The organism is Anaeromyxobacter oryzisoli (assembly GCF_022690765.1).
Classification (GTDB): Bacteria; Myxococcota; Myxococcia; order Myxococcales; family Anaeromyxobacteraceae; genus Anaeromyxobacter; species Anaeromyxobacter oryzisoli.
Window position 1 is genome coordinate 57,299 of record NZ_JALCZA010000003.1, and the last position, 24,615, is coordinate 81,913.

The 24,615-nt window shown below is 72.6% G+C and carries 18 protein-coding genes; 9 read left to right on the forward strand and 9 right to left on the reverse strand.

What is annotated here, in order from left to right:
• Nucleotides 1-11: 11 nt before the first annotated feature.
• The 8 genes from btsR to MNZ27_RS01615 form a co-directional block, all read right to left on the reverse strand.
• Nucleotides 12-740, reverse strand: coding sequence for a two-component system response regulator BtsR (gene btsR, locus MNZ27_RS01580; protein ID WP_242392267.1), 729 nt, complete (start codon nt 738-740; stop codon nt 12-14).
• A complete protein-coding gene (locus MNZ27_RS01585; RefSeq protein WP_242392268.1) occupies nt 737-2,440 on the reverse strand; it encodes a sensor histidine kinase in 1,704 nt (567 codons plus the stop codon). Before MNZ27_RS01585 ends, btsR begins: the two co-directional genes overlap by 4 nt.
• Before the next feature lie 324 nt (nt 2,441-2,764).
• Nucleotides 2,765-3,079: a DUF6665 family protein gene (locus tag MNZ27_RS01590; protein WP_242392269.1), complete on the reverse strand. Its 315-nt coding sequence runs from the start codon at nt 3,077-3,079 to the stop codon at nt 2,765-2,767.
• A gap of 32 nt (nt 3,080-3,111) precedes the next feature.
• Nucleotides 3,112-4,263 (reverse strand): hypothetical protein, encoded by a 1,152-nt coding sequence (locus MNZ27_RS01595; RefSeq protein ID WP_242392270.1) that lies wholly within the window; start codon nt 4,261-4,263, stop codon nt 3,112-3,114.
• Nucleotides 4,263-6,593 (reverse strand): copper-transporting P-type ATPase, encoded by a 2,331-nt coding sequence (locus tag MNZ27_RS01600; RefSeq protein ID WP_408629674.1) that lies wholly within the window; start codon nt 6,591-6,593, stop codon nt 4,263-4,265. Before MNZ27_RS01600 ends, MNZ27_RS01595 begins: the two co-directional genes overlap by 1 nt.
• 152 nt (nt 6,594-6,745) lie before the next feature.
• Nucleotides 6,746-7,945, reverse strand: coding sequence for an efflux RND transporter periplasmic adaptor subunit (locus MNZ27_RS01605; protein ID WP_242392272.1), 1,200 nt, complete (start codon nt 7,943-7,945; stop codon nt 6,746-6,748).
• Nucleotides 7,946-11,308 (reverse strand): efflux RND transporter permease subunit, encoded by a 3,363-nt coding sequence (locus MNZ27_RS01610; protein ID WP_242392273.1) that lies wholly within the window; start codon nt 11,306-11,308, stop codon nt 7,946-7,948. It abuts the gene before it with no gap.
• Nucleotides 11,309-11,461: 153 nt separating this feature from the next.
• On the reverse strand, nt 11,462-12,034 hold the full coding sequence (locus MNZ27_RS01615) for a YgjV family protein (protein WP_242392274.1): 573 nt from the start codon (nt 12,032-12,034) through the stop codon (nt 11,462-11,464).
• 384 nt (nt 12,035-12,418) lie between these two features.
• Between MNZ27_RS01615 and MNZ27_RS01620 the strand changes: the two genes are divergently transcribed.
• The 4 genes from MNZ27_RS01620 to MNZ27_RS24330 are packed head-to-tail and all read left to right on the forward strand — an operon-like array spanning nt 12,419 to nt 17,040.
• The gene (locus MNZ27_RS01620; protein ID WP_242392275.1) at nt 12,419-13,621 is read left to right on the forward strand and encodes an amino acid ABC transporter substrate-binding protein; all 1,203 of its coding nucleotides are present in this window, start codon (nt 12,419-12,421) and stop codon (nt 13,619-13,621) included.
• A 21-nt stretch (nt 13,622-13,642) separates the two neighbouring features.
• A complete protein-coding gene (locus MNZ27_RS01625) occupies nt 13,643-14,512 on the forward strand; it encodes a branched-chain amino acid ABC transporter permease (RefSeq protein WP_242392276.1) in 870 nt (289 codons plus the stop codon).
• Between the two features lie 8 nt (nt 14,513-14,520).
• Complete coding sequence (locus MNZ27_RS01630) at nt 14,521-15,489, forward strand: branched-chain amino acid ABC transporter permease (RefSeq protein ID WP_242392277.1); 969 nt, start codon at nt 14,521-14,523, stop codon at nt 15,487-15,489.
• Nucleotides 15,490-15,498: 9 nt separating this feature from the next.
• Nucleotides 15,499-17,040: an ATP-binding cassette domain-containing protein gene (locus MNZ27_RS24330; RefSeq protein WP_242392278.1), complete on the forward strand. Its 1,542-nt coding sequence runs from the start codon at nt 15,499-15,501 to the stop codon at nt 17,038-17,040.
• Between the two features lie 54 nt (nt 17,041-17,094).
• On the opposite strand, the gene MNZ27_RS01640 is transcribed toward MNZ27_RS24330, so the two are convergent.
• The gene (locus MNZ27_RS01640; RefSeq protein ID WP_242392279.1) at nt 17,095-18,279 is read right to left on the reverse strand and encodes an acyl-CoA dehydrogenase family protein; all 1,185 of its coding nucleotides are present in this window, start codon (nt 18,277-18,279) and stop codon (nt 17,095-17,097) included.
• Between the two features lie 58 nt (nt 18,280-18,337).
• On the opposite strand from MNZ27_RS01640, the gene MNZ27_RS01645 reads away from it, so the two are divergent.
• The 5 genes from MNZ27_RS01645 (at nt 18,338) to MNZ27_RS23860 (ending at nt 24,611) form a co-directional block, all read left to right on the forward strand.
• Entirely contained in the window at nt 18,338-19,549 is a 1,212-nt protein-coding gene (locus MNZ27_RS01645; protein WP_242392280.1) for a CaiB/BaiF CoA transferase family protein, read from the forward strand.
• Nucleotides 19,550-19,653: 104 nt separating this feature from the next.
• The gene (locus MNZ27_RS01650; RefSeq protein ID WP_242392281.1) at nt 19,654-20,619 is read left to right on the forward strand and encodes a dihydrodipicolinate synthase family protein; all 966 of its coding nucleotides are present in this window, start codon (nt 19,654-19,656) and stop codon (nt 20,617-20,619) included.
• A gap of 539 nt (nt 20,620-21,158) precedes the next feature.
• On the forward strand, nt 21,159-21,455 hold the full coding sequence (locus MNZ27_RS01655) for a hypothetical protein (protein WP_242392282.1): 297 nt from the start codon (nt 21,159-21,161) through the stop codon (nt 21,453-21,455).
• A 553-nt stretch (nt 21,456-22,008) separates the two neighbouring features.
• Entirely contained in the window at nt 22,009-22,461 is a 453-nt protein-coding gene (locus MNZ27_RS01660) for a VOC family protein (RefSeq protein WP_242392283.1), read from the forward strand.
• The gene (locus tag MNZ27_RS23860; RefSeq protein WP_308197892.1) at nt 22,458-24,611 is read left to right on the forward strand and encodes an acetate--CoA ligase family protein; all 2,154 of its coding nucleotides are present in this window, start codon (nt 22,458-22,460) and stop codon (nt 24,609-24,611) included. Before MNZ27_RS01660 ends, MNZ27_RS23860 begins: the two co-directional genes overlap by 4 nt.
• The last annotated feature ends 4 nt before the right edge of the window (nt 24,612-24,615 follow it).

Here is a 24,615-nt window from a genome sequence, read left to right on the forward strand (position 1 = left end):
GTGCCCTCTCGTCACGTCGCGTCGCCGCGGAGGCCGAGCCGGCGCCGCAGCGCGACGAAGTAGCGCCGGCTCACCGGGACCTCGCGCCCCGACCTCATCCTGAGCACGGCGCCGCGCGGCTCCGGCCGGAGGATCTCCTCGATGTGGCGGGCGTTCACCAGGTACTGCCGGTGACAGCGCTCGAGCTCGGTCTTGGTCTCGAGGACGCGCATGGTGAGGTCGGTCAGGTACTCGCCGCGCGGGGTGACGACGTAGACGCCGGCGGCGCTGCACCGCACCTGCTCGATCTCGGCCACGTCCACCAGCCGGACGCTCTTCGGCCCCGCGCACGGGATCCGCTCCAGGACCGGGCTGTCGTAGACCGGCGGCTTCCCCTGGTCCACCGACCGCCGCAGCTTCTCGATCGTCCGGTCGAGCCGGGCCCGCTCGACCGGCTTCAGGAGGTAGTCGAGGGCGTTCTCCTCGAACGCCTTCACCGCGTAGGCGTCGAACGCGGTGACGAAGACCACGTGCGGCATGACCTCCTGGTCGATCATGCTGAGCAGCTCGAACCCGTTCACCTTCGGCATCTGGATGTCGAGGAAGACGACGTCCGGCGCCTGGGCCCGGATCGCCTGGAGCGCCTCCACCGCGTTGGCGCACGAGCCGACGACCTCCAACGCGCCGGTGCCGTCGAGCATCGCCTCGAGCGAGCGCCGGGCGTACACCTCGTCGTCCACCACCAGGGCGCGCAGCTTCATGACGCCGCCCGGGCCGCCGTCGCCGCGGGGGCCGGCGTCGGGGCCGGCACCCGGATCGAGACGCGCGTCAGCTCGCCGGGGGTGCAGGAGATGGCGAGCCCCGCCTCGCGCCCGAGCAGGATCCGGAGCCGCTTCTCCACGATCTGGAGCCCCAGCCCGTCGCCGCCGCGCCGCCGCTCCTCGTACGCGCCGGCGTCGTCCTCGACGTCGATGCACGCGGCGCCGTCCTGCCGATAGGCGTGGATGCGGGCGGTGCCCGGGGCGAGCATGTCCGAGATGCCGTGCTTGATGGCGTTCTCGACCAGCGGCTGGAGCGTGAAGGTCGGCACCCGCACCTCGAGGAGCGTGGGATCGACGTCCACCTCGACCGACAGCCGGTCCTCGAACCGCGCCTTCTCGATCTCGAGGTACGCGCTCACGTGCTCGAGCTCCTCCCGCAGCGTGGACAGCTCGTCCACGCGCTTCAGGTTCTTGCGGAAGAAGCTGGAGAGGTGGGCGAGCAGCGCGCGGGGCCGGCTCCCGTCCTCGAGCATGGCCATGACGGTGTTGAGCGCGTTGAAGAGGAAGTGCGGGTTCACCTGGGCGCGGGCGAGCTTCAGCTCGGCCATCACGAGGAGGCTCTTCTGCTCCTGGTACCTCGCCCGGACCAGCTGGCCGGAGAGGAGCGAGGTGAGCCCCTCGCCCAGCGAGCGGTTGGACTCGAGGAAGCGCTTGCTGGCGGGCTCGTAGAGCTTGACGGTGCCGACCACGTCCCCGGCCACGTGGAGCGGGACGACGAGCACCGAGCGGAGCGGGCAGTCCTTCGAGAGCGCGCAGCGGTACGGCTCGTCCATCCCGTCCACGAAGGTGACCTCGCTCGCGGCGATGGCCCGCCGCGTCCACTCCGAGGCGATGGGCGCGCCCGCGCGGTGGTGGTCCGAGCCCTCCCCCACGAACGCCAGCACCTGCTCGGTGTCGGTGATCGCCACCGCCCCGACGCCGGTCTCCTCGTGGATGATCCGCGCGATCTCCCGCGCCCCCTCGCGGTCGAGCCCCTTCGTGAGGTGGCCGAGGGAGCGCTCGGCGATGCGGAGCGCCCGGGCGCCCGACGCCGCCCCGACCCGATCCACCATCTTCATGCGGTCGCGCAGGATGCTCATGAAGAACGCCGCCCCCGCCGAGTTGGCGGCCATCATCGGGAGCGCGATGACCCGCACGAGCGCGACGGCGTCCTGGTACGGCCGCGCCACGAGCAGGATGATCGCCATCTGGAGGGCCTCGGCCGCGAAGGTGGTCGCGAACACGACCTTCGGGTCGAAGACCCGCTCCGGACCGGACCGTCGCACCACGTAGAGGTGGACGAGCCCGCCGACGAGCCCCTCCACCGTCGTGGAGAGGCCGCAGGCGAAGGCGGTGAAGCCGCCCAGCGCGAGGCGGTGCAGGCCGCCGGCGAGCCCCACGGCGCCGCCGAGCAGCGGCCCGCCGAGGATCCCCGCCAGCACCGGCCCGATCGCCCGGGTGTTCGCGATCGCGCCCCGGACCGGCAGGCCGAGGTAGGTGCCGGTGATCGAGAGGGCCCCGAAGAAGCCGAGGAGGAAGAGCCGGTCGCGCCAGCGGAGCGCGTCCGGGCGGAGGGGCCGGAACGCCGGCGATTTGCTGTAGGCGTAGGCGACGAGGAGGCAGAACGACATCGCCTCGACGAGCACGAACAGGAGCTTCATGCGCGGACTCCCGCGCGAGCCCCGGGCCCGCGCCAGGAGACCTTAGCATCGCGGCGCCGCTCGCAGCCTCGGCGGCGTGGCGCTCGCCCGAAGGCCCGCCCGGGAGGGGGCAGGCGAGCCGGGCGGCAGGCGTCGGGACTCGGGCGTCGGCCTCGGCAGGTGACCATGCGCGCCTTCTGCTCTCCCGCATCCGCTGTCACGCGCTCCCGCGGACCGTCGGAGCACGGGGTCGGGCCAAGGGCCACGGGAGCCGGTTCACGGATCACGGAGAAGCCGGTGACGGTGACGGGCACGGTCCACGGACGCGTGCCATTCCCTCTCTCGTCACCGAGCCACCGCTCTCGGTCGAGGATGGACCCTCACCTCGGCGGGCACGCGCAGCGCGTCGTACAGGATCTCGTGGTGGAGGATCCCCATCGCCTCGCGCTGGACCAGCACGTTCCAGAGCAGCTCCCGGGCCTCGGCGAGCGCCTCGGTCCGGAGGGCGGCGGACCGCGACGCCGCCGCCGCGGCGCGCGTCGCCTGCTCGAGCCGCTGGAGCGCGTCCTCGAGGAGGCGGGTGGCGCGGGCGAGCGCGCTCGTCTGCTCGCCGAGGATCTCGGCCTCGATCGGGCTGACCGGGCTGACCGGATCGGCCATGCACCCTGAGCTATGCGGCGCCCGGGCGGTCGTCAACGGGAACGCCGGGAGCGCGCCCCCGCGGTCGTGCTCCCCGGGCCGACGGGAGCCGGGCGCACCGCGGGCGCCGCCGCGCGTCCGGCGGGGACGAGCGCGCCCTGCTCGACGAGCCACGCCCGCGTGATCCGGATGACGCGCGCGAGCAGCCGCTGCGCCGGCCCGACGCCCATGTGGTCGCCCTCGACGACGATCACGGTCCGCGGCTGCGGCGTGAGCTCGCGCGCGCGGGCGGCCGCCGCGGGCGCGATCAGGCGATCCGACCGCGCCTCGAGCACGAGGAAGCGGCCGCGAAGGTGTGACAGGTGCACCGACGGGTCGACGGGCCTGAGCATCAGGTCCGCGAACGCGCCGAGCAGGGGCGCGAGCCAGCGCGGCTTCACCCCGGGGTGGGCGGCGACGACCGCGCCGATGGTGGCGCCGAAGTAGCCGAGGACGGTGAAGCGCACCGACGTCCCTCCCGCCTCCACGATCCGCTGCACGGCCGCGGTCGGGAACGCGCCGAACGAGAACCCGAGGAGGCTCACGCGCGACGTGTCCGCCCAGGGTTCGCTCGACGCCCAGCGGAGCAGCGCGTCCACCTGGCCGGGGGCGGTCAGGGCGTGGCGGCGCAGCCCCGGCGCGTGGAGGACGGTCCAGAGCGCTCCCGGGAGCTTGCGGGGCAGGGGCCAGTCGTACCCGATCACCGCGTTCGGCCCGAGATCGCCGCCGGCGTCCGTGAGCGCGCGGATGCTGTCCGCGCCCCCGCCCAGCCCGCCGAGCACGATCACCACCGGCAGCCGGTGGTCCGGGAGGGGATGGGGCAGGCTCACGATGAAGCGGACCCGTCCGATCGCCCCGCCGTCGAGCGCGACGTGGAGCAGGGTGCGATCGCGCCAGCGCTCCCCGTTCAGCTCCACCAGCGACGCTCGGGCTCCAGGCGCCAGCCGCGGCAGCGCGGCGACCGGATCCTGGAGCCGGAGCCACGCGATCGCGGCGGCGGCGGTCGCGAGCAGGAGGAGCGTCGCCGCGGCGACCGCGCGGAGCGCGCGCCGGGCCCATGTTCGCGCCGGCCTCGAGGCTCCGCGCGACCGGCGCGCGCGCGGCCACGCCGAAGACGCGCCGCCTTCGCCCGGGCGCCCGAGGGCTTCGGCGGCTCGCCCCGTCATCACACGACCGCCGTGCGCAGCCGCAGCGCGTTGCTCACCACCGACACGGAGCTGAAGCTCATCGCGGCGGCGGCGATGATGGGGCTGAGGAGCAGCCCGAAGGCCGGGTACAGCACCCCCGCGGCGATGGGGACGCCGACGCTGTTGTAGAAGAAGGCGAAGAAGAGGTTCTGCTCCACGTTCCGCATGGTCCGGCGCGAGAGGCGGCGCGCCCGGGCGATGCCGCGCAGATCGCCCTTCACCAGCGTCACCCCCGCGCTCTCCATGGCCACGTCCGTGCCGGTGCCCATGGCGATCCCCACCTGCGCCTGCGCGAGCGCCGGGGCGTCGTTGATGCCGTCGCCGGCCATCGCGACGACGCGCCCCTCCGCCTGGAGGCGCTTGACCACGCCGGCCTTCTGATCGGGGAGCACCTCGGCCTGGACGTCGTCGATGCCGAGCGTCCTCGCGACGGCGAGCGCGGTGGTCCGGCTGTCGCCCGTGAGCATCACGATCCGGACGCCCTCGCGGTGGAGCACCCGGATCGCCTCGGGCGTGCTCTCCTTGATCGGGTCGGCCACGCCGAGGAGCCCGGCGGCCTTCCCATCCACGGCGACGAACATCACGGTCTGCCCGTCGCTCCGCAGCGCCTCCGCCCGCCCGCCCAGCCCGGCCGCGTCCACGCCGAGCGCCTCGAGCAGCGCGCGGTTGCCGAGGGCCACGGCGCGCCCGTCCACGCGCCCCTTCACCCCCTTGCCCGGCACCGCCTCGAACGCGGCCGCCTCGACCGGCGCGGCGCCGCGCTCGACGGCGCCGTTCACGAGCGCGGCCGCGAGCGGGTGCTCGCTGCCGCGCTCGAGGGACGCGGCGAGGCGCAGCAGGGTCGGCGTGTCCACGCCCGCGGCCGTCACGACGGTCACGAGCCTCGGCTTCCCCTCGGTGAGGGTGCCGGTCTTGTCCACCACGAGCGTGTCCACCTTGCGCAGGAGCTCGATCGCCTCGGCATTCCTGAAGAGGATGCCCATCGTCGCGCCCTTCCCGGTCGCCACCATGATCGACATGGGCGTCGCGAGGCCGAGCGCGCAGGGACAGGCGATGATGAGGACCGCGACGGCGTTGACGAGCGCGTGCGCCATGCGCGGCGCGGGGCCGGCGAGCGCCCAGGCCGTGAAGGTGAGGGCGGCCACGAGGACGACGACCGGCACGAACCAGCCGGCCACGCGATCGGCGAGCTTCTGGATCGGGGCCCGGCTCCGCTGGGCCTCCGCCACCATCGCCACGATCCGGGCGAGGAGCGTCTCCGCGCCGACCTTCTCCGCGCGCATGACGAGCGCGCCCGTCCCGTTGAGGGTGGCCCCGACCACCCGGTCGCCGGGCCGCTTCTCCACGGGGATGGGCTCGCCCGTGACCATGGACTCGTCCACGCTGGCGTGGCCCTCGAGGACGACGCCGTCCACCGGCACCTTCTCACCCGGGCGGACGCGGAGCCGGTCTCCCCGCTGGACGGCGTCGAGCGGCACGTCCTCCTCGCTCCCGTCCTCGCGGAGGCGCCGCGCCGACCGCGGCGCCAGCCCGAGCAGCTTCTGGATGGCCGCGCCCGTCTGGCTGCGCGCGCGGAGCTCCAGCACCTGACCGAGCAGGATCAGCGTCGTGATGACGCCCGCCGCCTCGAAGTAGACGGCCACCTCGCCCGACGGCCCCCGGAACGACGCCGGGAAGATCCCCGGGGCGAGGGCGGCGACCACGCTGTACACGTATGCGACGCTCACGCCGAGCCCGATCAGCGTGAACATGTTGAGGCTCCGGTTCCTCACCGACTGCATTGCGCGGACGTAGAAGGGCCACGCCGCCCAGAGGCAGACGGGCGTCGCCAGGAGGAGCTCGAGCCACGCGCGCGCCCGCATCGACAGGACCGACGACAGCCATCGCTCCACGGCGGGGAGCTCCGGCCCCATCGCGATCGCGAGGAGCGGCACGGTGAGCGCGACCGCGAACCAGAACCGGCGCGTCATGTCGCGCAGCTCCGCGCTCTCCCCGCTTCCCGCGGGGCCGGCGCGGGGCTCGAGGGCCATGCCGCAGATGGGACAGGTGCCCGGCGCGTCCCGGACGATCTGCGGGTGCATGGGGCAGGTCCACTCGGCCCTCGCCGCGGGCGCGGGGACGAACGGCTCGAGCGCCATGCCGCACTTCGGACAGGTCCCTGGGCCCGGGGCCCGGATCTCCGGGTGCATCGGGCACGTGTAGCGCTCCGCGGCGGTCGCCCGTGCGGGAGCGGCTCTGGGTTCGTGCATCGCCGGTTCCTCCCGTCGCTCTCGTCGATTCTCGGGGAGCGGCGCGGGCGCCGCGGGCATTCGGTGTGTCCGGCGCGCGTCGCCGCTGCGCCCCTCCGGCGCGAGGCCCGGGCGCAGGGCCCGCCCTCGCCTCCCTCGGCCCGCCACGGGGCCAGCGGCCGATCGCCCGGTCGCTCCTCAGGCAAGCCCCGCGTGAGAGAGGCCCTCGGGCATCAGCCCTTCTCGTCCGGGCGCCTCGGCACCCCGTCGCGCGCGGTCTTCGGCGGGGGCCTCGCCTGTCGCGACGGAGCGCCGCCGCCTCGCTGCCGCTGCGGGGCGGCCTCGACCGGCTGGACGGGCGCGCCGTCGCCGAGATCCGACGGCGGCGAGATCGCGACGCGATCGCCCGGCGCGACGCCGCGCCGGATCTGGACCTGCGTCCCGTCGTTGACGCCCGGCTCCACGTCCACGTAGCGGAGGCGCCCGTCGCGCACGATCGCCACCTGCACCCGGTCGTCGTGCGAGGTGAGCGCCTCCACCGGCACGGCGGGGAGCGACGGCACGCGCACGCGCAGCGCCACGTGGACGAACAGCCCGGGCACGAGCCTGAAGTCGCCGCCCGGGTCCGGCCACAGCTCGACGAGCATCGTGCGGGTGCGCGGGTCGAGCGCGTCGGCCGTGCGCTGCACGCGCGCCTGGACCCGCACGCCGGGGTACTGGTCGATCGTGAGCTCGCCGCGGTCGCCGAGCAACACGAACGGCGCCACGTCCTGGCCCGCGTAGACGAGCACGCGCGAGCGCGTGGGATCGGACACCTCCACGACGGCCTGCCCCGACCCCGTGGCGGACACCAGCGCGCCCGGGTCCACGTAGCGCGCCGTCACCACGCCGTCGAACGGCGCGCGCAGCACCTCGTAGGCCTGGAGGGAGCGGATCCGCCGCAGCTCCGCCTCGGCGACCACCAGATCCGAGTTCGCCTGGTCGAGGTCCTGCCGGGAGACGAACCCCTTGGGCGCGAGGCTGCGCGCCCGGAGCGCCTGCCTGCGCCGGAGCGCCAGCGTCGAGCGGGCCTGGTCCACCTGCCGGTCGGTCTCCGGCGACGCGATGCGGGCGAGCACGTCCCCCCGCCGGACCCGATCGCCCTTGTCCACGGCGAGCTCGCGGACGTAGCCGGCGACCCGCGCGTAGAGCGTCGTCTGCCAGAACGCGCGGACCTCGCCCGGGAGCACCACCGTGCGCTCGCCCGGGGTGTTCTGGACCGGCGCCACCAGGACCCGCGGCCCGGCGTCGGCGGCGCGGGCGAGCCGCTCGCGCGCGGCCTCCTCCCGGTGCGCCCGCCGCGCCGCGAGGAGGATCGTGCCCGCGACCGAGAGGAGCACCGCGATCACGAGGAGCACGGCGAGGCGGCGGAAGCGGCGGCGGGCGGGGTCCATTCAGGTCCTCGCCGGCGCCGGGGCGGCGGGGCCGCCGTGCGGGGGCGCCTCGCCGGCCTCGCGCGCGAACTGCACGTCGAGCTCGTGCTTGCGCGGCGTCCGCCGGCGCAGCCAGGTGTAGGCGACCGGGACGAGGAAGAGCGTCGTCACGGTGGCGGCGACGAGCCCGCCGATCACGGCGCGCCCGAGCGGCGCGTTCTGCTCCGAGCCCTCCCCCAGGCCGATGGCCATCGGGAGCATGCCGAGGATCATCGCGAGCGCCGTCATGAGGACGGGGCGGAGGCGGGTGCGCGCGGCGTCGATCATGGCCGGGGCGGGGCCGGGGTCACCCCCGGCGCCGGCGCGGGCGTCGTTCGCGAACGAGACCAGCAGGATGCCGTTCGAGGTGGCGATGCCCACCGCCATGATGGCGCCCATGAACGACTCGACGTTGAGCGTCGTCCCGGTGAGCGCCAGGATCCAGAGGATCCCGACGAGCGCTCCGGGCACCGCGGCGACGATGATGAGCGGGTCCGACCAGGACTGGAACAGCACCACCAGCAGCAGGTAGACGAGCGCCACCGCGAGGACGAGCCCGAGGGCGAGGCGCCCGAACGCGCCGAACATGCTCTCGCTCTGGCCGCGGAGCTGCACCGAGACGCCGGCGGGCGGGTGCAGGGCGGCGATCGCGCGCTGCAGGTCGGACGCGACCGCGCCGAGGTCGCGGCCGCTCGCGGCGAGCTGCACCTCGACGATCGGCTGCACGGTGTCGTGCGCGATGGCGCTCCGGCTCGTCCGCGAGGTGAGCGCGGAGATCGCGCCGAGGTAGGGCGAGGTCGCGCCGCCGGCGAGGACGGGCGGCGCGCTCGCGGACCCGCCGGTCGGCACCGGCGCGCCGAGACCGCCCGCGCTGCCGCCGCCCCCGCTCGAGGCGCCCGAGCCGGCGCGCCCCGGCGAGAGCGGCGTCGCGAGGAGGTCGCCCGCGTCCCGGATCCGCTCGATCGGCGTCTGGACGGCGACGATGTAGTTGATCCCGGACCTCGGGTCCACCCAGAAGCTCGGGGCCGCGAGGGTGCTCGAGCTCAAGGAGGTGAGCAGGCTCGTCGCGACGTCGCGCTCCGTCAGGCCCAGCGCGTACGCCTGCTGCCGGTCCACCTCCACGCCGAGCGCGGGCCGGCCGAAGACCTGCGCGATGTGCGCGTCGGTCGCGCCCGGGATCCGGCGCGCCGCGGCGATCACCTGCCGTGCGGTGGCGAGCGCCGCCGCGGGATCGCGCCCGACGACCTCGGCCTCGAGCTGCGCGGGGAGGCCGAACGAGAGCACCTGGCTCACGACGTCCGCGGGCTCGAACCAGAACTGCCCCCCGGGGAAGCGGGCCGGCAGGAGCCGGCGGAGCTCGTCGGCGAACGCCTGGGAGGGGCGATGGCCGGGCCGGAGCGAGATCCGGACCTCGGCGTCCTCGCCGCCGGCGTTGCTCGTCTGGACGAACGCGAGGTTGTACGAGACCGGGATGCCGATGTTGTCCACGATGCTCTCGACGTCGCCCCGCCCCACCTCGCGCACGGCGCGCTCCACCTCCATGACCCGCGCCTCGGTCACCTCGATGCGGGTCCCGGGCGGCGCGCGGTAGTGCAGCCGGAGCTGGCCCGTGTCCACGGCGGGGAAGAAGTCGAGCCCGACGACCCGCCCCAGCGAGAGGCCGGCGCCGAGGAGCAGCGCGGCCGCGATCGCGATCCAGCCCCGGTGGTCGAGGACCGTCGCGAGGGCCGCGGCGTAGCCGTCCTGGAGGCGCGCGAAGCCCCGGTCGCGGAGCGCGTTCCAGCGGGCCGCGAGGCGCGCCGCGCGGCCGGACCGCCGCCGCTCGATCGCGCCGCTCCGCTCCGCGTGCTCGCGCTCCATCAGGAGGCGCGCGAGCGAGGGGACGAGGGTCCGCGAGAGCAGGTACGACGCGAGCATCGCGAGGACGACCGCGAGCGCCAGCGGGCGGAAGAGGAACCGGGCCGGGCCGGTGAGGAGCACGACGGGGAAGAAGACGATGCAGATGGTGAGCGTCGCCGCGAGCGCGGGGACCGCGACCTGCCGCGCGCTGTCGAGCACGACCACCGTGAGGTGGCGCGGCCGCCCCTCCGCGTCGGGGATCGTCGAGTTCCGGTGGATGTTCTCGATCTCGACGGTCGCGTCGTCCACGAGCATCCCGATGGCGAGGGCGAGCCCCCCGAGCGTCATGAGGTTCAGGGTCTGCCCGGTCAGGAACAGCCCGATGACGGACACGAGGATCGCGATGGGGATCGAGCTGCAGACGATCACCATGCCCCGCCAGCTCCCGAGGAACGACAGGACCATCAGGGACACGAGCGCCGCCGCGAGGAGGCCCTCGCGCAGCACCTCTCGGACCGACGCGCGCACGAACTGGCTCTGGTCGAAGTCGAGCTTCAGCTCCATCCCCTCCGGCGCCGCCCGGCGGAGCGCGGGGAGCATCTCCCGGACCGAGTCCACGACCGCCAGCGTGGACGACCCCGCCTTGCGCAGGATCGCGAGGTAGGTGGAGCGCTGGCCGTTCACGTGCACGACGTTGGTCTGCACGGCGTGCCCCTCGTGCACGCGCGCGACGTCGCCCATCCGCACGAGCTGCCCGCTCACCTGCTTCACCGGCATCTGGTCGAACTGGGCGACGTCGAGCGGGCTCGCGTTGAGCTGGACGTCGAGCTCGCTGTCGCCGAGGCGGGCGGTGCCGGCCGGCAGGATGACGTTGCTCTCCGTCAGCGCGTTCACGACGTCCTGCGGCGAGAGGCCCGTCGCGGCGAGCCGCGCCGGGTCGAGGTCCACCATCACCTGCTTCGACCGCCCGCCGAACGGCGCCGGCGTCGCGAGCCCGGGGATCGTGAACAGCCGCAGGCGGAGCACGTTCAGGCCGTAGTCGAACAGGTCCTGCTCGCTCGCCCCCTGCCCGGCGAGCGTGAGCTGCGCGACCGGCACGTTGCTCGCGTTGAACTGGAGGATGGTCGGGGGCGTCATCCCGGGCGGCATGATGCGCAGGATCGTGTTGCAGACCGAGCTCACCTGCGCGATGGCCGCCGCGATCTCCGTGTCCGGGTGGAAGTAGATCTTGACCAGGCCGATCCCGCTGATCGACTGGGAGTCGATCCGCTCGATGTCGCTGATCGTGGTCGAGAGGGCGCGCTCGGTGAGGTAGATGACGCGCTTCTCCATCTCCTCCGGGACGAGGCCGGGGTAGTTCCAGACGACGATCACCACCGGGATGTCCACGGACGGGAGGACGTCCACGCGCGACCGCCAGAGCGACAGCGCGCCGAAGAGGGCGATCCCGAGGCACAGGACCGCCACGGTGTAAGGGCGGCGCAGGGCGAGGCGGACGATCCACACGGGGCAACTCCGTCGATCCCCTAGCGTGTGGGCGCAGGCCCGCCGCGGCAACGCGTGAGAGCGGGGAGGAGCGCGGCCGCCCGGCGCCCGGGCCGATGGCCGGGCGCTCCCATGCCGGGCGGGCGTCCTCGGTGAAGGGGCGCCGCGGTCGGCCTAGGAGCAGGAGGTCGCGCTGCTCGAGGCGCCCGGGGCGTCCGGGGCCGGCTCGGCGAGCGCGCCCGGCCCGGCGGCCTCGCGTCGGGCGACGATCAGGCGGACGATCGTCGAGATGCTCGAGAGGGCGATGAGGGACTCGAGCACCGTGCCGCCCACGGACCGGCTGAGGACGTTGTTCGCGAGCCACATCGAGGTGCTCGCGAGCAGCACGAGCCGCATCGGGATGCCCTGCATCGTGAACAGCGCGACGGCCCCGAGGCAGGAGCCCGCGACGGGGAGCCAGCCCAGGCCACGGGTCGAGAGCGCCAAGGCGAGGCCGACGTTGACGGCGACCGCCACCGCCGCCAGCCACGCGGCGCGGAACCAGACCGAGGCGAGCGTTCGCACGCCGGAGACGAGCGCGCTCGACGCCGCCGGCGGTCGCCCGAGCAGCGCGAAGTGCAGCGTGTAGACGAAACACTCGGCCGAGACGAAGAGCTTGAGGCGGCGGTCGTCGCGCTGGAGGAAGCCGGTGACCCCCAGGACGAGGGCCACGTACCCGGCCACCTGGGCCGGGGAGAGCAGTTGCATTGCGTCGAAGCTCCTGTGGATCGTGCGCGGCGGCGATCGCGCGAGCCTCGCGCGGGCATCGCCGCCGCCGATCCGGAAGGCGCGATGGTGCCACGGCGGCGGCACCATCGCAACGCGCGCCCCGTCGCCGCGGGCGGATGCGACAGCGGCGCGCCGTCGCTGCCGGGGTACGTTTCCCGCGGCGCGACTTGGCGGTGGTGAGTAGGCTCCGGTGATGGAACGCAGCCAGGGCACGCGGCTCGCGCCCAGGCCCATCGTCGCCGTCGTCGGAGACGGTACCGCGGACGAGGTCGTCGCGGTGCTCGAGCGAAGGCCGCCCGACTACAGGGAGGCGCTCGCTCGCGTGGGGGCTGCGAGGACCCTTCCTCGGGAAGGAGACCCTCCATGAGAACGCTGTCGGCGCTGGTGATCCTGCTCGGCGCGCTGCCCGCTCTCGCAGCCGACACGCTCGTGTTCGGCGCCGCCATCTCGATCACGGGGAAGACAGCGAAGGAAGGCGAGTACACGCGCGACGGCTATCAGTTCGCGATCGACCGGATCAACCAGATGGGGGGCATCCGGGTGGGCGGCAAGACGTACCAGGTCGCGCTCAAGTACTACGACGACGAGACGAAGCCGGAGCGAACCGCCCAGCTCTTCGAGAAGCTGATCAACGAGGACAAGGTCAACCTGCTGCTCGGTCCGTACGGCTCCTCGCCGACGGGAACCGCCGCGCCGATCGCCGAGCGGTACAGGATCCCGATGGTCGAGGCCAACGGCGCCGCCGAGAGCATCTTCTCGAAGGGATACAAGTACTCCTTCATGATCATCTCCCCCGCGCGGATGTACCTGCGCGGCATCATCGACGCCGTCCGTGCGATCGATCCCTCGGCGAAGACCGTCGCCGTCCTCGGCGAGAACGAGTCCTTCTCGAAGGAGGTGGCGGTCGGGGCCGCCGAGTACGCGAGAGGGAAGGGGATGAACGTCGTCTACGACGAGCTCTACCCGACGAACGCGCAGGACGTGAGCGCGCTGCTCACGGCCATCAAGGGGAAGAGGCCAGACCTCATCCTGGGCTCGGGACACCTCCAGGACTCCCTGCTGACCGTGAAGCAGTCGAGGGATCTCGGCGTCTCGCCGAAGGCGATGGGGTTCTCCGTGGGCCCGTCCACTCCCGAGTTCCGCGCGAACCTGGGCAAGAGCGCCGATTACATCTTCGGCGGGACGCAGTGGACCGAGGCGCTCGAGTACGAGGGCGACGACCCGTGGAAGACGCCGAAGGCGTTCAGCGAAGCGTTCCGCGCCACGCACCCGAACTACGACACGACCCCGTATCAGGTCGCCGAATCCGCTGCGGCCGTGATCGCCTATCAGCGCGCGATCGAGAAGGCGGGCTCGATCGAGCCGACCAAGGTGCGCGACGCCCTGGCTGCGGTCGACATGATGACCTATTTCGGCCGGATCAAGTTCGACGCTCGGGGGGTGAACGTCTACAAGCCGATGGCCGTCGAGCAGTACCAGCCGGACGGCAAGAAGTACACGGTCTGGCCTCGCGAGGTCGCCGAGAAGCCGCCGGTCTATCCGATGCCCCCCTGGGACAAGAGGTGATGGGGGATCGCAGGTGCTGAGATGAGCGGCGCCGAGGTCGGGCAGATCGCGATGAACGCATTGCTCCTGTCGGGCGTCCTGGCGGTCGTCGCGCTCGGGTTCGCGCTCGTCTGGGGGATCACGAACATCGTCAACCTCGCACACGGTGCCTTCATCGTGATCGGCGCGTACGTGACCTTCGGCCTGCACGACTTCTGGTCGATGGACCCGTTCCTCTCGATCCCCATCTCGATGGCCGCGCTGTTCGCCCTGGGGTTCCTGATCCAGCGCGCGCTCATCAACCAGATCATCCGCGCCCCCTTGCTGGCGACCTTTCTCCTGACGTTCGGCCTGGAGAGCCTGATCGTCAACCTGCTGAGGTTCTTCTTCAGGGCGGACACGCGGTCCGTCATGACCGCCTACAGCGGCGCCGCGCTCGCGCTCGGCCCGGTGCGCGTCCCGTACATCCGGCTGGGAGCCCTCGGCGTCTCGATCCTCCTCGTCCTCCTGCTCGCGGCGTTCCTGACTCGCAGCCGGCTGGGCCGCGCGATCCGGGCGACCGGCATGGACGTCGACGCGGCGCGCCTGACCGGCGTGAAGGTCGCGACGGTCTACGCGATCACCTTCGGCATCGGCGCCGCGCTCGCGGGCGCCGCCGGCTCGCTCCTCTCGATGATCGTCCCGTTCGATCCCAACCTCGGCGGGGGCTACACCGAGCGGGCGTTCATCATCTGCGTCCTGGGGGGGCTCGGCAACGTCGTGAACGTCCTCGCCGGGGCCGCCGCCTACTCGGTCGTGGAGGTCGTCGTGGGCTCGCGCCTGCCGGCCTTCTCGCAGGCGATCACGTTCGGGATGCTCGTGCTCCTGCTGGCCGTGCGCCCGCAGGGCATCGCCGGGAAGGCCTTCTCGTGAGGCCCAGGGTGGCACGCGCCGTCCTCCTCGCCGTCGTGCTCGCGGCCCTGCTCCTCGTCCCGTCGCTCGTGTCCCCTTACACGCTGCTGACGTACACCTCGGCCCTGTGCCTGGCGTTGATGGCGCAGGGGTGGAACCTCATCGGCGGGTATACCGGCTATGCCGCGTTCGGCAACGTCGCGTTCGTCGGGATCGGCGCGTACACGACGGGGCTCCTCATGCTCTCGAGGTGGCACGTGCCGTTCGTCCCTGCGCTGTTCGCGGCCGCGCTCGTCTCGGCGCTCCTGGCGACCGTCATCGGGATCCCGGTGCTCCGGCTGAAGGGCCACTACTTCGCGATCGCGACGCTCGGCGTCGCCGAGGCGTTCCGGGAGATCGCGAGCGCGTGGGATGACCTGACGAACGGCGCGACGGGGATCGACCTGCCGGTGCGGAGCGACAGCAGGTTCTTCTACTACGTGGCGCTCGCCCTGGTGGTCGGCGGGATCGTGATCACGGCCCGGCTCGAGCGTTCCAAGCTGGGATACGGCTGGGTCGCCATCCGCGAGGATCAGGACGCGGCGCGGATGCTCGGGATCGACACGACGGTGTTCAAGGTGGCTGCGTTCGCGCTCTCGGCGGCGTTCGCGGCGTGCGCAGGCGGCATCATCGCGTACCAGGACATCCACGTCGCGCCGGACGACTTCTTCAAGATCGAGTACACGCTCCAGATGATCATCGCCTGCATCATCGGCGGCACGGGGACGGTGTGGGGGCCGCCCGTCGGCGCGGCCGTGTACCAGCTCCTCTCGACCTACGTCTGGAGCCACTTCCTGGAGCTCCACCCTACCGTGCTGGGCGTCTTGATCATCCTCTTCGTCGTGTTCCTCCCGCGCGGCCTGATGGATCTCTTCCGGAGGATGGCGGCCGTCGCCCGTGGCGGTCGCTTCGGCTCCGACGTCTTCCTCGCCAACGTCCGCGCGAGCCGTCTCGAGTAGGGACCTCGGATGAACGGCGCCGGGAACGGCACGCCCCTGCTGGACGCGCGCGGGATCACGAAGCGCTTCGGCGGCCTCGCCGCGGTCGCGAGCGTCGACCTCACCATCCGCGAGGGCGAGATCCTCGGCGTCATCGGTCCCAACGGCGCCGGCAAGACGACGTTCGTCAACTGCATCACGGGACTGGACAAGCCGACGTCGGGGACGATCCGCTTTCGCGGAAAGGACATCACGAGGATGCCGAGCCACGCCATCGGGCGGCTCGGAATCTCGCGGACGTTCCAGGTCGTCCGGCCGCTGACACACCTGACCGTCCGGGACAACGTGGCGATGGGCGCCATGTTCGGCGCGCGCGGCAAGGAGCGCACCGTCTCGCAGGCGCGCGACCGGGCGGAGGAGGTCTTGCACCGCGTCGGCCTGGAGCACCGGATCGATCACGCTGCAGCGGATCTCACGATCTCGGAGCTGAAGCGCCTGGAGCTCGCCAGGGCGCTGGCCACGGACGCCGCCCTGCTGTTCCTGGACGAGGTGATGGCGGGCCTGAACTCGACCGAGATCGTCGGCGCGATGGAGCTCCTGCGGCGCATCAACCGCGGCGGCGTGACGCTGTTCGTGATCGAGCACGTCATGAAGGCGATCATGGGCATCTCCGACCGCGTCGTCGTGCTCCATGACGGCAAGAAGATCGCCGAAGGGACGCCGCAGGAGGTCGTCGATCGGCCGGAGGTCGCCGCGGCCTACCTGGGCGAGCGCTTCGCGCGGCGCGCTCAGGTGGTGGGGAAGCCCGAGCGCGTGAAGGTGCAGGGCACGCTCGTGAAGGCGGCTCCTCCGGTGGTCGAGGAGCCGCTGCTCGAGGTACGCGCCCTCTCGTCGGGCTACGGTGAGGTCCCGGTCCTCTGGGACGTGTCCCTGGAGATCCGGAAGGGCGAGGTCGTGGCGCTGGTCGGAGCGAACGGAGCGGGGAAGACGACGCTCCTCTGCACGCTCTCGCAGCTCGTGAAGCCGCGGTCGGGATCGATCTCCTTCGCCGGTCGAGACCTGACGCGTGCGCGTCCCGAGGAGATCGTGCGGGCGGGGATCGTTCAGGTGCCCCAGGGCCGGCGTCTGTTCGCGGGGCTGACGGTGAAGGAGAACCTGCTGCAGGGTGTCTACCTGCGACGGGACCGGCGGCAGATCGAGGAGGATCTCGAGTCGGTGTTCGAGCTCTTGCCGCGCCTCGAGGAGCGGGCCAACCAGCTGGCCGGCCGCCTCTCGGGAGGAGAGCAGCAGATGTGCGCCCTCGGGCGCGGGCTGATGAGCCGGCCGCGGCTGCTCTTGATTGACGAGCTCTCGTTGGGGCTCGCGCCGCTCGTGGTGGATCACCTGCTCGACCTGATCTCCCGCATCAACCAGCGGGGGACGGCCGTGCTCCTGGTCGAGCAGGACGTGCAGGCGGCGCTCGAGCACGCGCACCGAGGGTACGTGCTGGAGACGGGGCGGATGGTCCAGTCGGGCCCGGCGGCGGAGCTCCTCGACGACCCACGCATCCGGCGGGCGTACCTCGGCATGTAGGACCGCTGTTCGGGGTGCCGGACCCGCTGGTGTCCCTCTCGAACGGCGTCGGGGTCATCCCCTGAACGCCGAGATCCCGGTCACCGCCTCCCCGATCACGAGGAGGTGCATGTCGTGCGTCCCCTCGTACGTGTAGACGGACTCGAGGTTCGCCATGTGGCGCATCACGGGGTACTCCCCGAGGATGCCGTTCGCCCCGAGGATCGTGCGAGCGTCGGCGCAGATCGCTCGCGCCGCGGCGACGTTCGACAGCTTCGCCATCGAGACCTGGGCCGGCGTCAGCTTGCCCTCGTCCTTGAGCCGTCCGAGCCGGAGCGCGAGGAGCTGACCCTTCGTGAGCTCCGTCACCATGCGCGCGAGCTTTTCCTGCTGGAGCTGGAAGGCGGCGATCGGCCGGTCGAACTGGATCCGGTGGAGCGCGTAGTCGAGCGCGACCTGGTAGCAGGCGTCGGCGGCGCCGAGGGCTCCCCAGGCGATGCCGTAGCGCGCCTGCGTCAGGCACGAGAGCGGCCCCTTGAGGCCGGCCACCCCGGGCAACAGGCTCCGCTCCTCGTCCACGAGGACGTCGTCGAGGACGAGCTCGGAGGTGACCGAGGCGCGGAGCGACCACTTGCCCTTCATCTCCGGCGCGGAGAACCCGGGGGTCCCGCGCTCCACCAGGAAGCCCCTTATCCCCTCGTCGGTCCGCGCCCACACCACCGCGACGTCCGCGATCGAGCCGTTCGTGATCCACATCTTCGATCCGGTGATCCGCCACCTGCCGCCCGCCTCGCGCACCGCGCGCGTGCGTATGCCGGCGGGGTTCGAGCCGAAGTCGGGCTCGGTCAGGCCGAAGCAGCCGACGGCCTCGCCGCGCGCGAGCCGCGGCAGCCAGTGGTCCTTCTGCGCCTCGGTCCCGTACGTGAAGATCGGGAACATCACGAGCGAGCCCTGCACGGACGCGAAGCTGCGCAGGGCCGAGTCGCCGCGCTCGAGCTCGTACATGAGGACGCCGTGCGCGACGCTCGACAGCCCGGCGCACCCGTACCGTGCCGGGAGCGTCGGGCCGTAGAAGCCGAGCTCTCCCATGCGGCGGACGAGGTGGAGCGGGAACGACGCCTCCTGCGCGTGCTTCTCGATGATGGGCAGCACCTCGGCATTCACGAACTGGCGCGCCTGCTCGCGGACCATCCGCTCCTCCTCGGCGAGGAGCTCCTGGAACCCCATGAAGTCGGTCACGTCCCTCGAAGACGTCGGCATGCCACCTCCGAACAGGCCGGGGTCGGTCCCGGCGGCACCCACGCAATATGATCCCGAGGTGCGAAGCGAAACGCTCTCCCACCTTCGCGTCCTCGACCTCTCGCGGGTGCTCGCGGGGCCTTGGGCGAGCCAGGTGCTGGCCGACCTCGGCGCCGAGGTGATCAAGGTCGAGCGGCGCGGCACGGGTGACGAGAGCCGCGCCTGGGGGCCGCCGTGGCTCCGCGACGCGCGCGGTGACGAGACGCACGCGTCCGCGTACTTCGCCTCGACCAATCGCGGGAAGAAGTCCATCACCGTGGACCTCGGGCGCCCCGAGGGGCAGGCCATCGTCCGCCGGCTCGCCGAGCGGGCGGATGTCCTGCTCGAGAACTTCAAGGCCGGCGCGCTCGCGCGTCACGGGCTCGGATACGAGGAGCTGGCGCGGTCGAACCCGCGGCTCGTCTACTGCTCGATCACCGGCTTCGGCCAGAGCGGCCCGTACCGGAGTCGCCCCGGCTACGACTTCCTCGTCCAGGCGCTCGGAGGGCTCATGAGCATCACCGGCGAGCCGGACGGCGCGCCGATGAAGGTGGGCGTGGCGGTCGCCGACCTCCTCACCGGCATGTACGCCACGACCGCGGTGCTCGCCGCGCTCGCCTACCGCGAGCGGAGCGGACGGGGCCAGTACGTGGACCTCGCGCTCCTGGACGTGCAGGTCGCCATGCTCGCGAACCAGGCCGAGAGCCACCTCGCCACCGGCCGCCCGCCGCCACGGCTCGGCAACGCGCATCCGAGCATCGTGCCGTACCAGGCGTTCGCCACGCGCGACGGCCACCTCGTCCTGGCCGTCGGCAACGACGCCCAGTTCGCCCGGTTCTGCGAGGTCGCCGGCCGACCCGAGCTGGCGCGCGACGGGCGGTTCACCACGAACGCCGACCGCGTCGCGCATCGCGACGCTCTCGTGGGCCTCCTCGGCCCCCTCCTGGCCTCGCGGTCGACCGCAGATTGGGCGGCGGCGCTCGAGGCGGCGGGCGTGCCGTGCGGGCCCATCAACGACCTCGCGCAGGTGTTCGAGGACCCGCAGGTCCGCCACCGCGGCTTGCGGGTCGACGTGCCGCATCCGGAGCTCGGAACGGTGCCGGTGGTGGCCTCGCCGATCCGGCTCTCGGAGACGCCGGTCGTCCACGCGGCGCCTCCGGCGCTCGGAGAGCACACGCGCGAGGTGCTCGTCGACATCCTCGGGATGGACGAGGACGAGGTCGACGCGCTGCGCAGCCGCGGCGTGATCTGAGGTGAGGCGCACCCCGCTTGCCTCGAGCGTCACGAGGCACACGATACCGTCGACCGGGCCCACGACGGCTCGACGCGAGTGGGCGTGGGCACGAGGAGGACGGGATGAGCGCGGAGACGACCGGCAGGCGTCCGAGGGACGGGCGCCGTCTCGGAGGGGTGCTCGCGCCGGTGCTGACGCCGTTTCGGCAGGACCTCGCGCCGGATCGGAAGCGCTTCGCGCGGCACTGCCGCTGGGCGCTCGGACACGGCTGCGCCGCCCTGGCGCCGTTCGGAACCACGAGCGAGGCGAACTCGCTCTCGGTGGACGAGCGCGAGCAGCTCCTGGACGCCCTCCTCGAGGAGGGGATCCCGCCCGACCGGCTCATGCCCGGGACCGGCTGCTGCGCCGTGACCGACACCGTCCGGCTCACCGCCCAGGCGGTCCGACGCGGCTGCGCCGGCGTCCTCATGCTGCCGCCGTTCTATTACAAGGCCGTCTCCGACGACGGCCTCTTCCGCGCCTTCGCGGAGGTGATCGAGCGGGTCGGGGATGATCGACTGAGGGTGTACCTGTACCACATCCCGCCCGTCGCCCAGGTCGGCTTCGGGCCGAAGCTCGTGGAGCGGTTGCTCCGCGCGTATCCGGCGGCCATCGCCGGGATGAAGGACAGCTCGGGCGACTTCGACAACACGCGGGCGATGCTCGAGCGGTTCGCCGGCGAGGGGTTCGACGTGTTCGTCGGGACCGAGAAGCTCCTCCTGCAGAACATGCGGGCCGGCGGGGTGGGGTGCATCACCGCCACCGGCAACGTGAACCCGGCGGCGATCGACCGGCTGTTCCGCGAATGGCGCCTGCCGTCCGCCGAGCGGCTCCAGGAGGAGGTGGACGGCGTCCGCGCGATCGTGGAGCGGTTCCCGGTCATCCCGGCGCTCAAGGCGGTCGTCGCCCACCACGCGTGCGACCCGGCGTGGGCCACGGTCCGGCCACCCCTTGTCGAGCTCGACACCGCCGCCCGCGAGTCGCTCCTCGCGGAGCTCGCGGCGCGCAGGTTCGAGATGCCAGGGGTCGGCGGGGAAACAGCCGCGTGAGCTCGCGGGCTGATGAGGCTGATCCTCACGGCCGGGCCTCCGCCGCGGTCGCCGAGCCCTTCGCCGGCCCATGCGCCGCCTCGCTCGCCCACGCCAGCGCCGCGGACGCCGAGCTCGTAGATGAGGAACCGGATCACTTCCTCGACGGTCACCCAGCCCGTCGGGACGTGGACCTTGTTCAGATCCAGGTTCTCGGCGGCGAGCGGGACGGCTGCGCGCGCGTGGACGTGGTAGCGCGGCGGTCCTGCGATCGCGACGCTGCGCGGCTTCATGTACTCCCATCCCGTTGCGATCCGCGGCAGCGAAGTGTGCCCGCGATCGAGGCAAGCCCCGCGTGAGAGAGGCCCTCGGCCACGGTGGCCCATCTCACCTCCTCGGCGTTGATGCCGCCCATCATCGCCGAGGTGGTGCGTCGATCACTTGAGAGCGCCGGATCAAGCCCACGTGGGGGCGAAGGTCCGCTCCGGTGCGAACGCGAATTTTCGCGCTTACATCGCTCGAGCGAAAGTCGATAGGGTGCCGCCCGAAACGAGGCACGCATGCGCAAGGCGGCCCGCAACGTCACCATCTTCCGCCACAGCAGCCACGCGGAGTGGGGGCACGGGATCATCGTCGAGGAGAATTCCAGCAAGCTCTATCTGTACTTCGAGAACGGAGGCCGGCGAGCGTTCGTGAACGACGACAGGTACCGGCAGATGCTGGTCCGTGCCGAGCTGTCGTCGGAGGACGCCGCCGCGCTCCGCGCGAAGCTCGACAAGTTCGTCCCGTCGCCCAAGAAGGCGTCGAGCAAGAAGAAGGCGCCGTCCAGATCGAGCGCGGGCCACCCCGCGGCCTGAACGCGAAGGGCTCACGGTCGAGCTGGCCCGTGCGATGTCGGAGGTCGGCCGAGCATGGAGAGACGCGTCGCGCAGGGTGATGGGCGGCCAGGAGAGCGACGCGCGCATCCGGCTGCGGCGACCGTAAACGCGCGCCGCGTACGCGGGTACGCCCTCGAGCGCCACCCGCGCCGGTGCGGCGGCGACTGAGCGGGGCGAGTCACCATCGAGCACCGCTGCGAGGTGCTGAAGCCGGGCGCGGTCGCGGCGCGAGGTCCGGATGGAGGCGAGCTCGCGCGAGCGTCGCCGCCGCCGATCGGACGCCGCGGCGGCGCCACGGTGTCACGCGAGCCGTGCGCGCAGCCCGCGTCGCGACGATGTGCCCCTTCGCCGTCCTCCGAGCGCCGCATCGGCGGGCCCGCGGCCCGCTGAGCCCTGACGCGTTCTCACGGACGAACCGCTCCGCGCGAGGCGGGGAGCGGGAGGAGCTCTTGACAGCGCGTCCGTTATAACGGACATTCATTCAACACAGCTAACATCGCGGACGCGCGCGGCGCGCCGAGGGGACGGACTGATGATTGAAAGGATCGATCACGTCGCCGTCGCGGTGAGGAACGGCGCGGCGGCTCAAAAGCGGCTGGAGGACGTGTTCGGCGCGCGCCTCCTCGTCGAGCAGGTCAACTCCAAAGGGCGTTACCGCGTCCGCATCTTCAGGCTGGGCGACGACCTCGTGAGCGTCCTCGAGGCGACCTCGCCCGAGAGCTTCGTGGCGAAGCACATCGAGAAGTTCGGCGAGGGGGTGCAACACATCGGCGTGGAGGTGGACAGCCTCGACCAGGCGCTGAAGCGCTTCGATGAGACCGGAACCCGCTACGCCGCCTTCGAGGAGATCAGCGGGGTCCGGAAGGAGGTCCTCGTCTCCGCTCGGAACGGCTTCGGGGTCATCCTCCAGGTGATGGAGTGGCTCGGAGAGTACAAGCACGCCTCGCCCGAGGAGCGGATGCGGAAGGCGTGGGGGACGGCGTGATCGAGTCCCCTGCGGCCGCGCCGTCGCGCGGCAGGTCGCCCGCGCCACCGGACTCCCGCCTCTTCACCCCGAGGCGCGTCGCCGTCGTGGGCGCTTCGGAGAGCCGCGACACGTTCCAGGGGAAGGCGATCCGGTACCTGGTCGAGCGAGGGTTCCGGGGCGAGGTCTACCCCGTGAACCCTCGGTACGAGCGGGTGCTCGGCCGCCGGTGCCATCGCAGCGTGCGCGAGCTCCCCGAGCCGATCGACGCGGCGGTGGTGGCCGTGCGCGCCGACCGGGTGCTCGACGTCCTCGCGGACTCCGCGGCGCAGGGGTGCCGGCTCGCCGTGGTCGTCAGCACGATCACCGGGGGCGCGGGCGGAGGGCCCTCCTGGCGTCGTGAAGTCGCCGACCTGGTCGCGCGGACCGGGATGCGCGTCGTCGGACCGAACTGCGTGGGGGTCGTGAACTTCGTCCACGGGATCACGCTCGGCACCTCGACCATCTCCGAGCGTGACGAGCTGCTGCGGGGCAGCATCGGGCTCGTCTCCCAGAGCGGAGCGCTCCTGGGATCGATCCTGGACCAGGCGCAGGACGAGGGGTGCGGCTTCAGCTACGCGATCTCCGCCGGGGACGAGGCGGATCTGACGCTCGCCGAGTACCTCCGGTTCCTCGCAGACGACCCCGACACGAGCGTGATCCTCGCCTACGTGGAGGGCATCCGGGACTACGACGGCTTGATCGCGGCGGCGGAAGTCGCGAGGCGGAGCGGGAAGCCCATCTTCGCCTGCAAGCTGGGGCGAAGCCGCAAGGGCGTCGAGGTCGCGGCGACGCACACGGGCGCGCTGGCGGGGACCGATCGCGCCGTGGACGCCCTGTTCCGCGAGGCGGGGATCGTCCGGGTGGACACGCCGGAGGACCTCTTCCGCGCCGCAGCCCTGTACCAGAGGACGGGCCCGCTGAAGTCGACCGGGGTCGCCATCTTCTCGGCGTCGGGGGGCGCCGCGGGGTTGCTGGCGGATCGGTGCGAGCTCCACGGCCTCGACCTCCCGCCCCCGACCGCGGCCGTGTCGGCGCGTCTCCGTGAGCGCACCGGGATCGAGCTCCCTCACAACCCCTTCGACATCCTCCGGCGTCCCGTCGCCAATCTCTCCCGGGTGAGCGACGCGCTCCGGGACCTCGCCGCCGACGAGCGGTTCGGGGTCACGGTCGTCGGGATGACGATGGTCTACTTCCTCGACCACGTGGCCGACATGGTCCTCGATGCGGTGGCGGCGAGCGTCGGGCGCGTGGTCGTGTGCTGGCCGGCCGGCAGCGTGATGAGGGAGCAGGTCGATCGGCTGCGCGCCGCCGGCGTCCCGGTCTTCGACGACGCCGACGCGTGCCTCCGAGCCGTCCGCGCAGTCCAGTCGGCGAGCCGGCCTTTGCGGGCGCTCACCGCGCTGACCTTCGACGCCCCCGTTCGCCGGGTCGCGTCCGAGACCGGGTGGCTGCTGGAACACGAGGCGAAGGAGCTCCTCGCGGAGCACGGGATCCCGGTCACGCGCGAAGCCGAAGCCGCGAGCGCGGAGGAGGCCGTGCAGGCTGCGCGCAGGCTCGGGTACCCGGTGGCGTTGAAGATCCTCTCCGAGGACGTTCCGCACAAGTCGGACGTGGGGGGCGTGCTGCTGCGCATCGACGGCGACGCGCAGGTGCGGGACGGCTTCCGGACCATCGTTCGCGACGTGTCCCTTCGCATGAAGGGCGCGCGGATCCGGGGGGCGCTGGTGCAGGAGATGGCGGAGGGGGGCGCGGAGGTCCTCCTTGGGACGAAGGACGAGCCGGGGCTCGGCCCCATCCTCGTCTTCGGCCTGGGTGGCGTCTACGCCGAGATCTTCGACGACGTCGCGGTCCGTCCAGCGCGGTTCCTCACCCGCGCCATGGTGCACGAGATGATCCGCGAGACCAAAGCGCACGTGCTCCTCTCCGGCACCCGGGGGCGACCGCCGCTCGACGTGGACGCGATCGTGGACACGGCGATGGACCTGGCGCGGCTGGCGCTGTCGCACCGGGATTCCATCGACCAGATCGACGTCAACCCGCTCATGGTGTTCGAGCGCGGCAGAGGCGTCATGGCGGTGGACGCGCTGGTCCGCCTCCACGGCTCCCCTCCTTCGACCGCGTCCGCGTGAGGAC

Bases quoted from the DNA above. Each gene is read 5' to 3' on its own strand.
- MNZ27_RS01660 (WP_242392283.1), top strand. From the start codon at position 22,009: ATGATTGAAAGGATCGATCACGTCGCCGTCGCGGTGAGGAACGGCGCG.
- MNZ27_RS01620 (WP_242392275.1), top strand. From the start codon at position 12,419: ATGAGAACGCTGTCGGCGCTGGTGATCCTGCTCGGCGCGCTGCCCGCT.
- MNZ27_RS01605 (WP_242392272.1), bottom strand. From the start codon at position 7,945: ATGGACCCCGCCCGCCGCCGCTTCCGCCGCCTCGCCGTGCTCCTCGTG.
- MNZ27_RS01615 (WP_242392274.1), bottom strand. From the start codon at position 12,034: ATGCAACTGCTCTCCCCGGCCCAGGTGGCCGGGTACGTGGCCCTCGTC.
- MNZ27_RS01585 (WP_242392268.1), bottom strand. From the start codon at position 2,440: ATGAAGCTCCTGTTCGTGCTCGTCGAGGCGATGTCGTTCTGCCTCCTC.
- MNZ27_RS01595 (WP_242392270.1), bottom strand. From the start codon at position 4,263: ATGACGGGGCGAGCCGCCGAAGCCCTCGGGCGCCCGGGCGAAGGCGGC.
- MNZ27_RS24330 (WP_242392278.1), top strand. From the start codon at position 15,499: ATGAACGGCGCCGGGAACGGCACGCCCCTGCTGGACGCGCGCGGGATC.
- MNZ27_RS01640 (WP_242392279.1), bottom strand. From the start codon at position 18,279: ATGCCGACGTCTTCGAGGGACGTGACCGACTTCATGGGGTTCCAGGAG.
- MNZ27_RS01650 (WP_242392281.1), top strand. From the start codon at position 19,654: ATGAGCGCGGAGACGACCGGCAGGCGTCCGAGGGACGGGCGCCGTCTC.
- btsR (WP_242392267.1), bottom strand. From the start codon at position 740: ATGAAGCTGCGCGCCCTGGTGGTGGACGACGAGGTGTACGCCCGGCGC.
- MNZ27_RS01590 (WP_242392269.1), bottom strand. From the start codon at position 3,079: ATGGCCGATCCGGTCAGCCCGGTCAGCCCGATCGAGGCCGAGATCCTC.
- MNZ27_RS01625 (WP_242392276.1), top strand. From the start codon at position 13,643: ATGAGCGGCGCCGAGGTCGGGCAGATCGCGATGAACGCATTGCTCCTG.
- MNZ27_RS01655 (WP_242392282.1), top strand. From the start codon at position 21,159: ATGCGCAAGGCGGCCCGCAACGTCACCATCTTCCGCCACAGCAGCCAC.
- MNZ27_RS01600 (WP_408629674.1), bottom strand. From the start codon at position 6,593: ATGCCCGCGGCGCCCGCGCCGCTCCCCGAGAATCGACGAGAGCGACGG.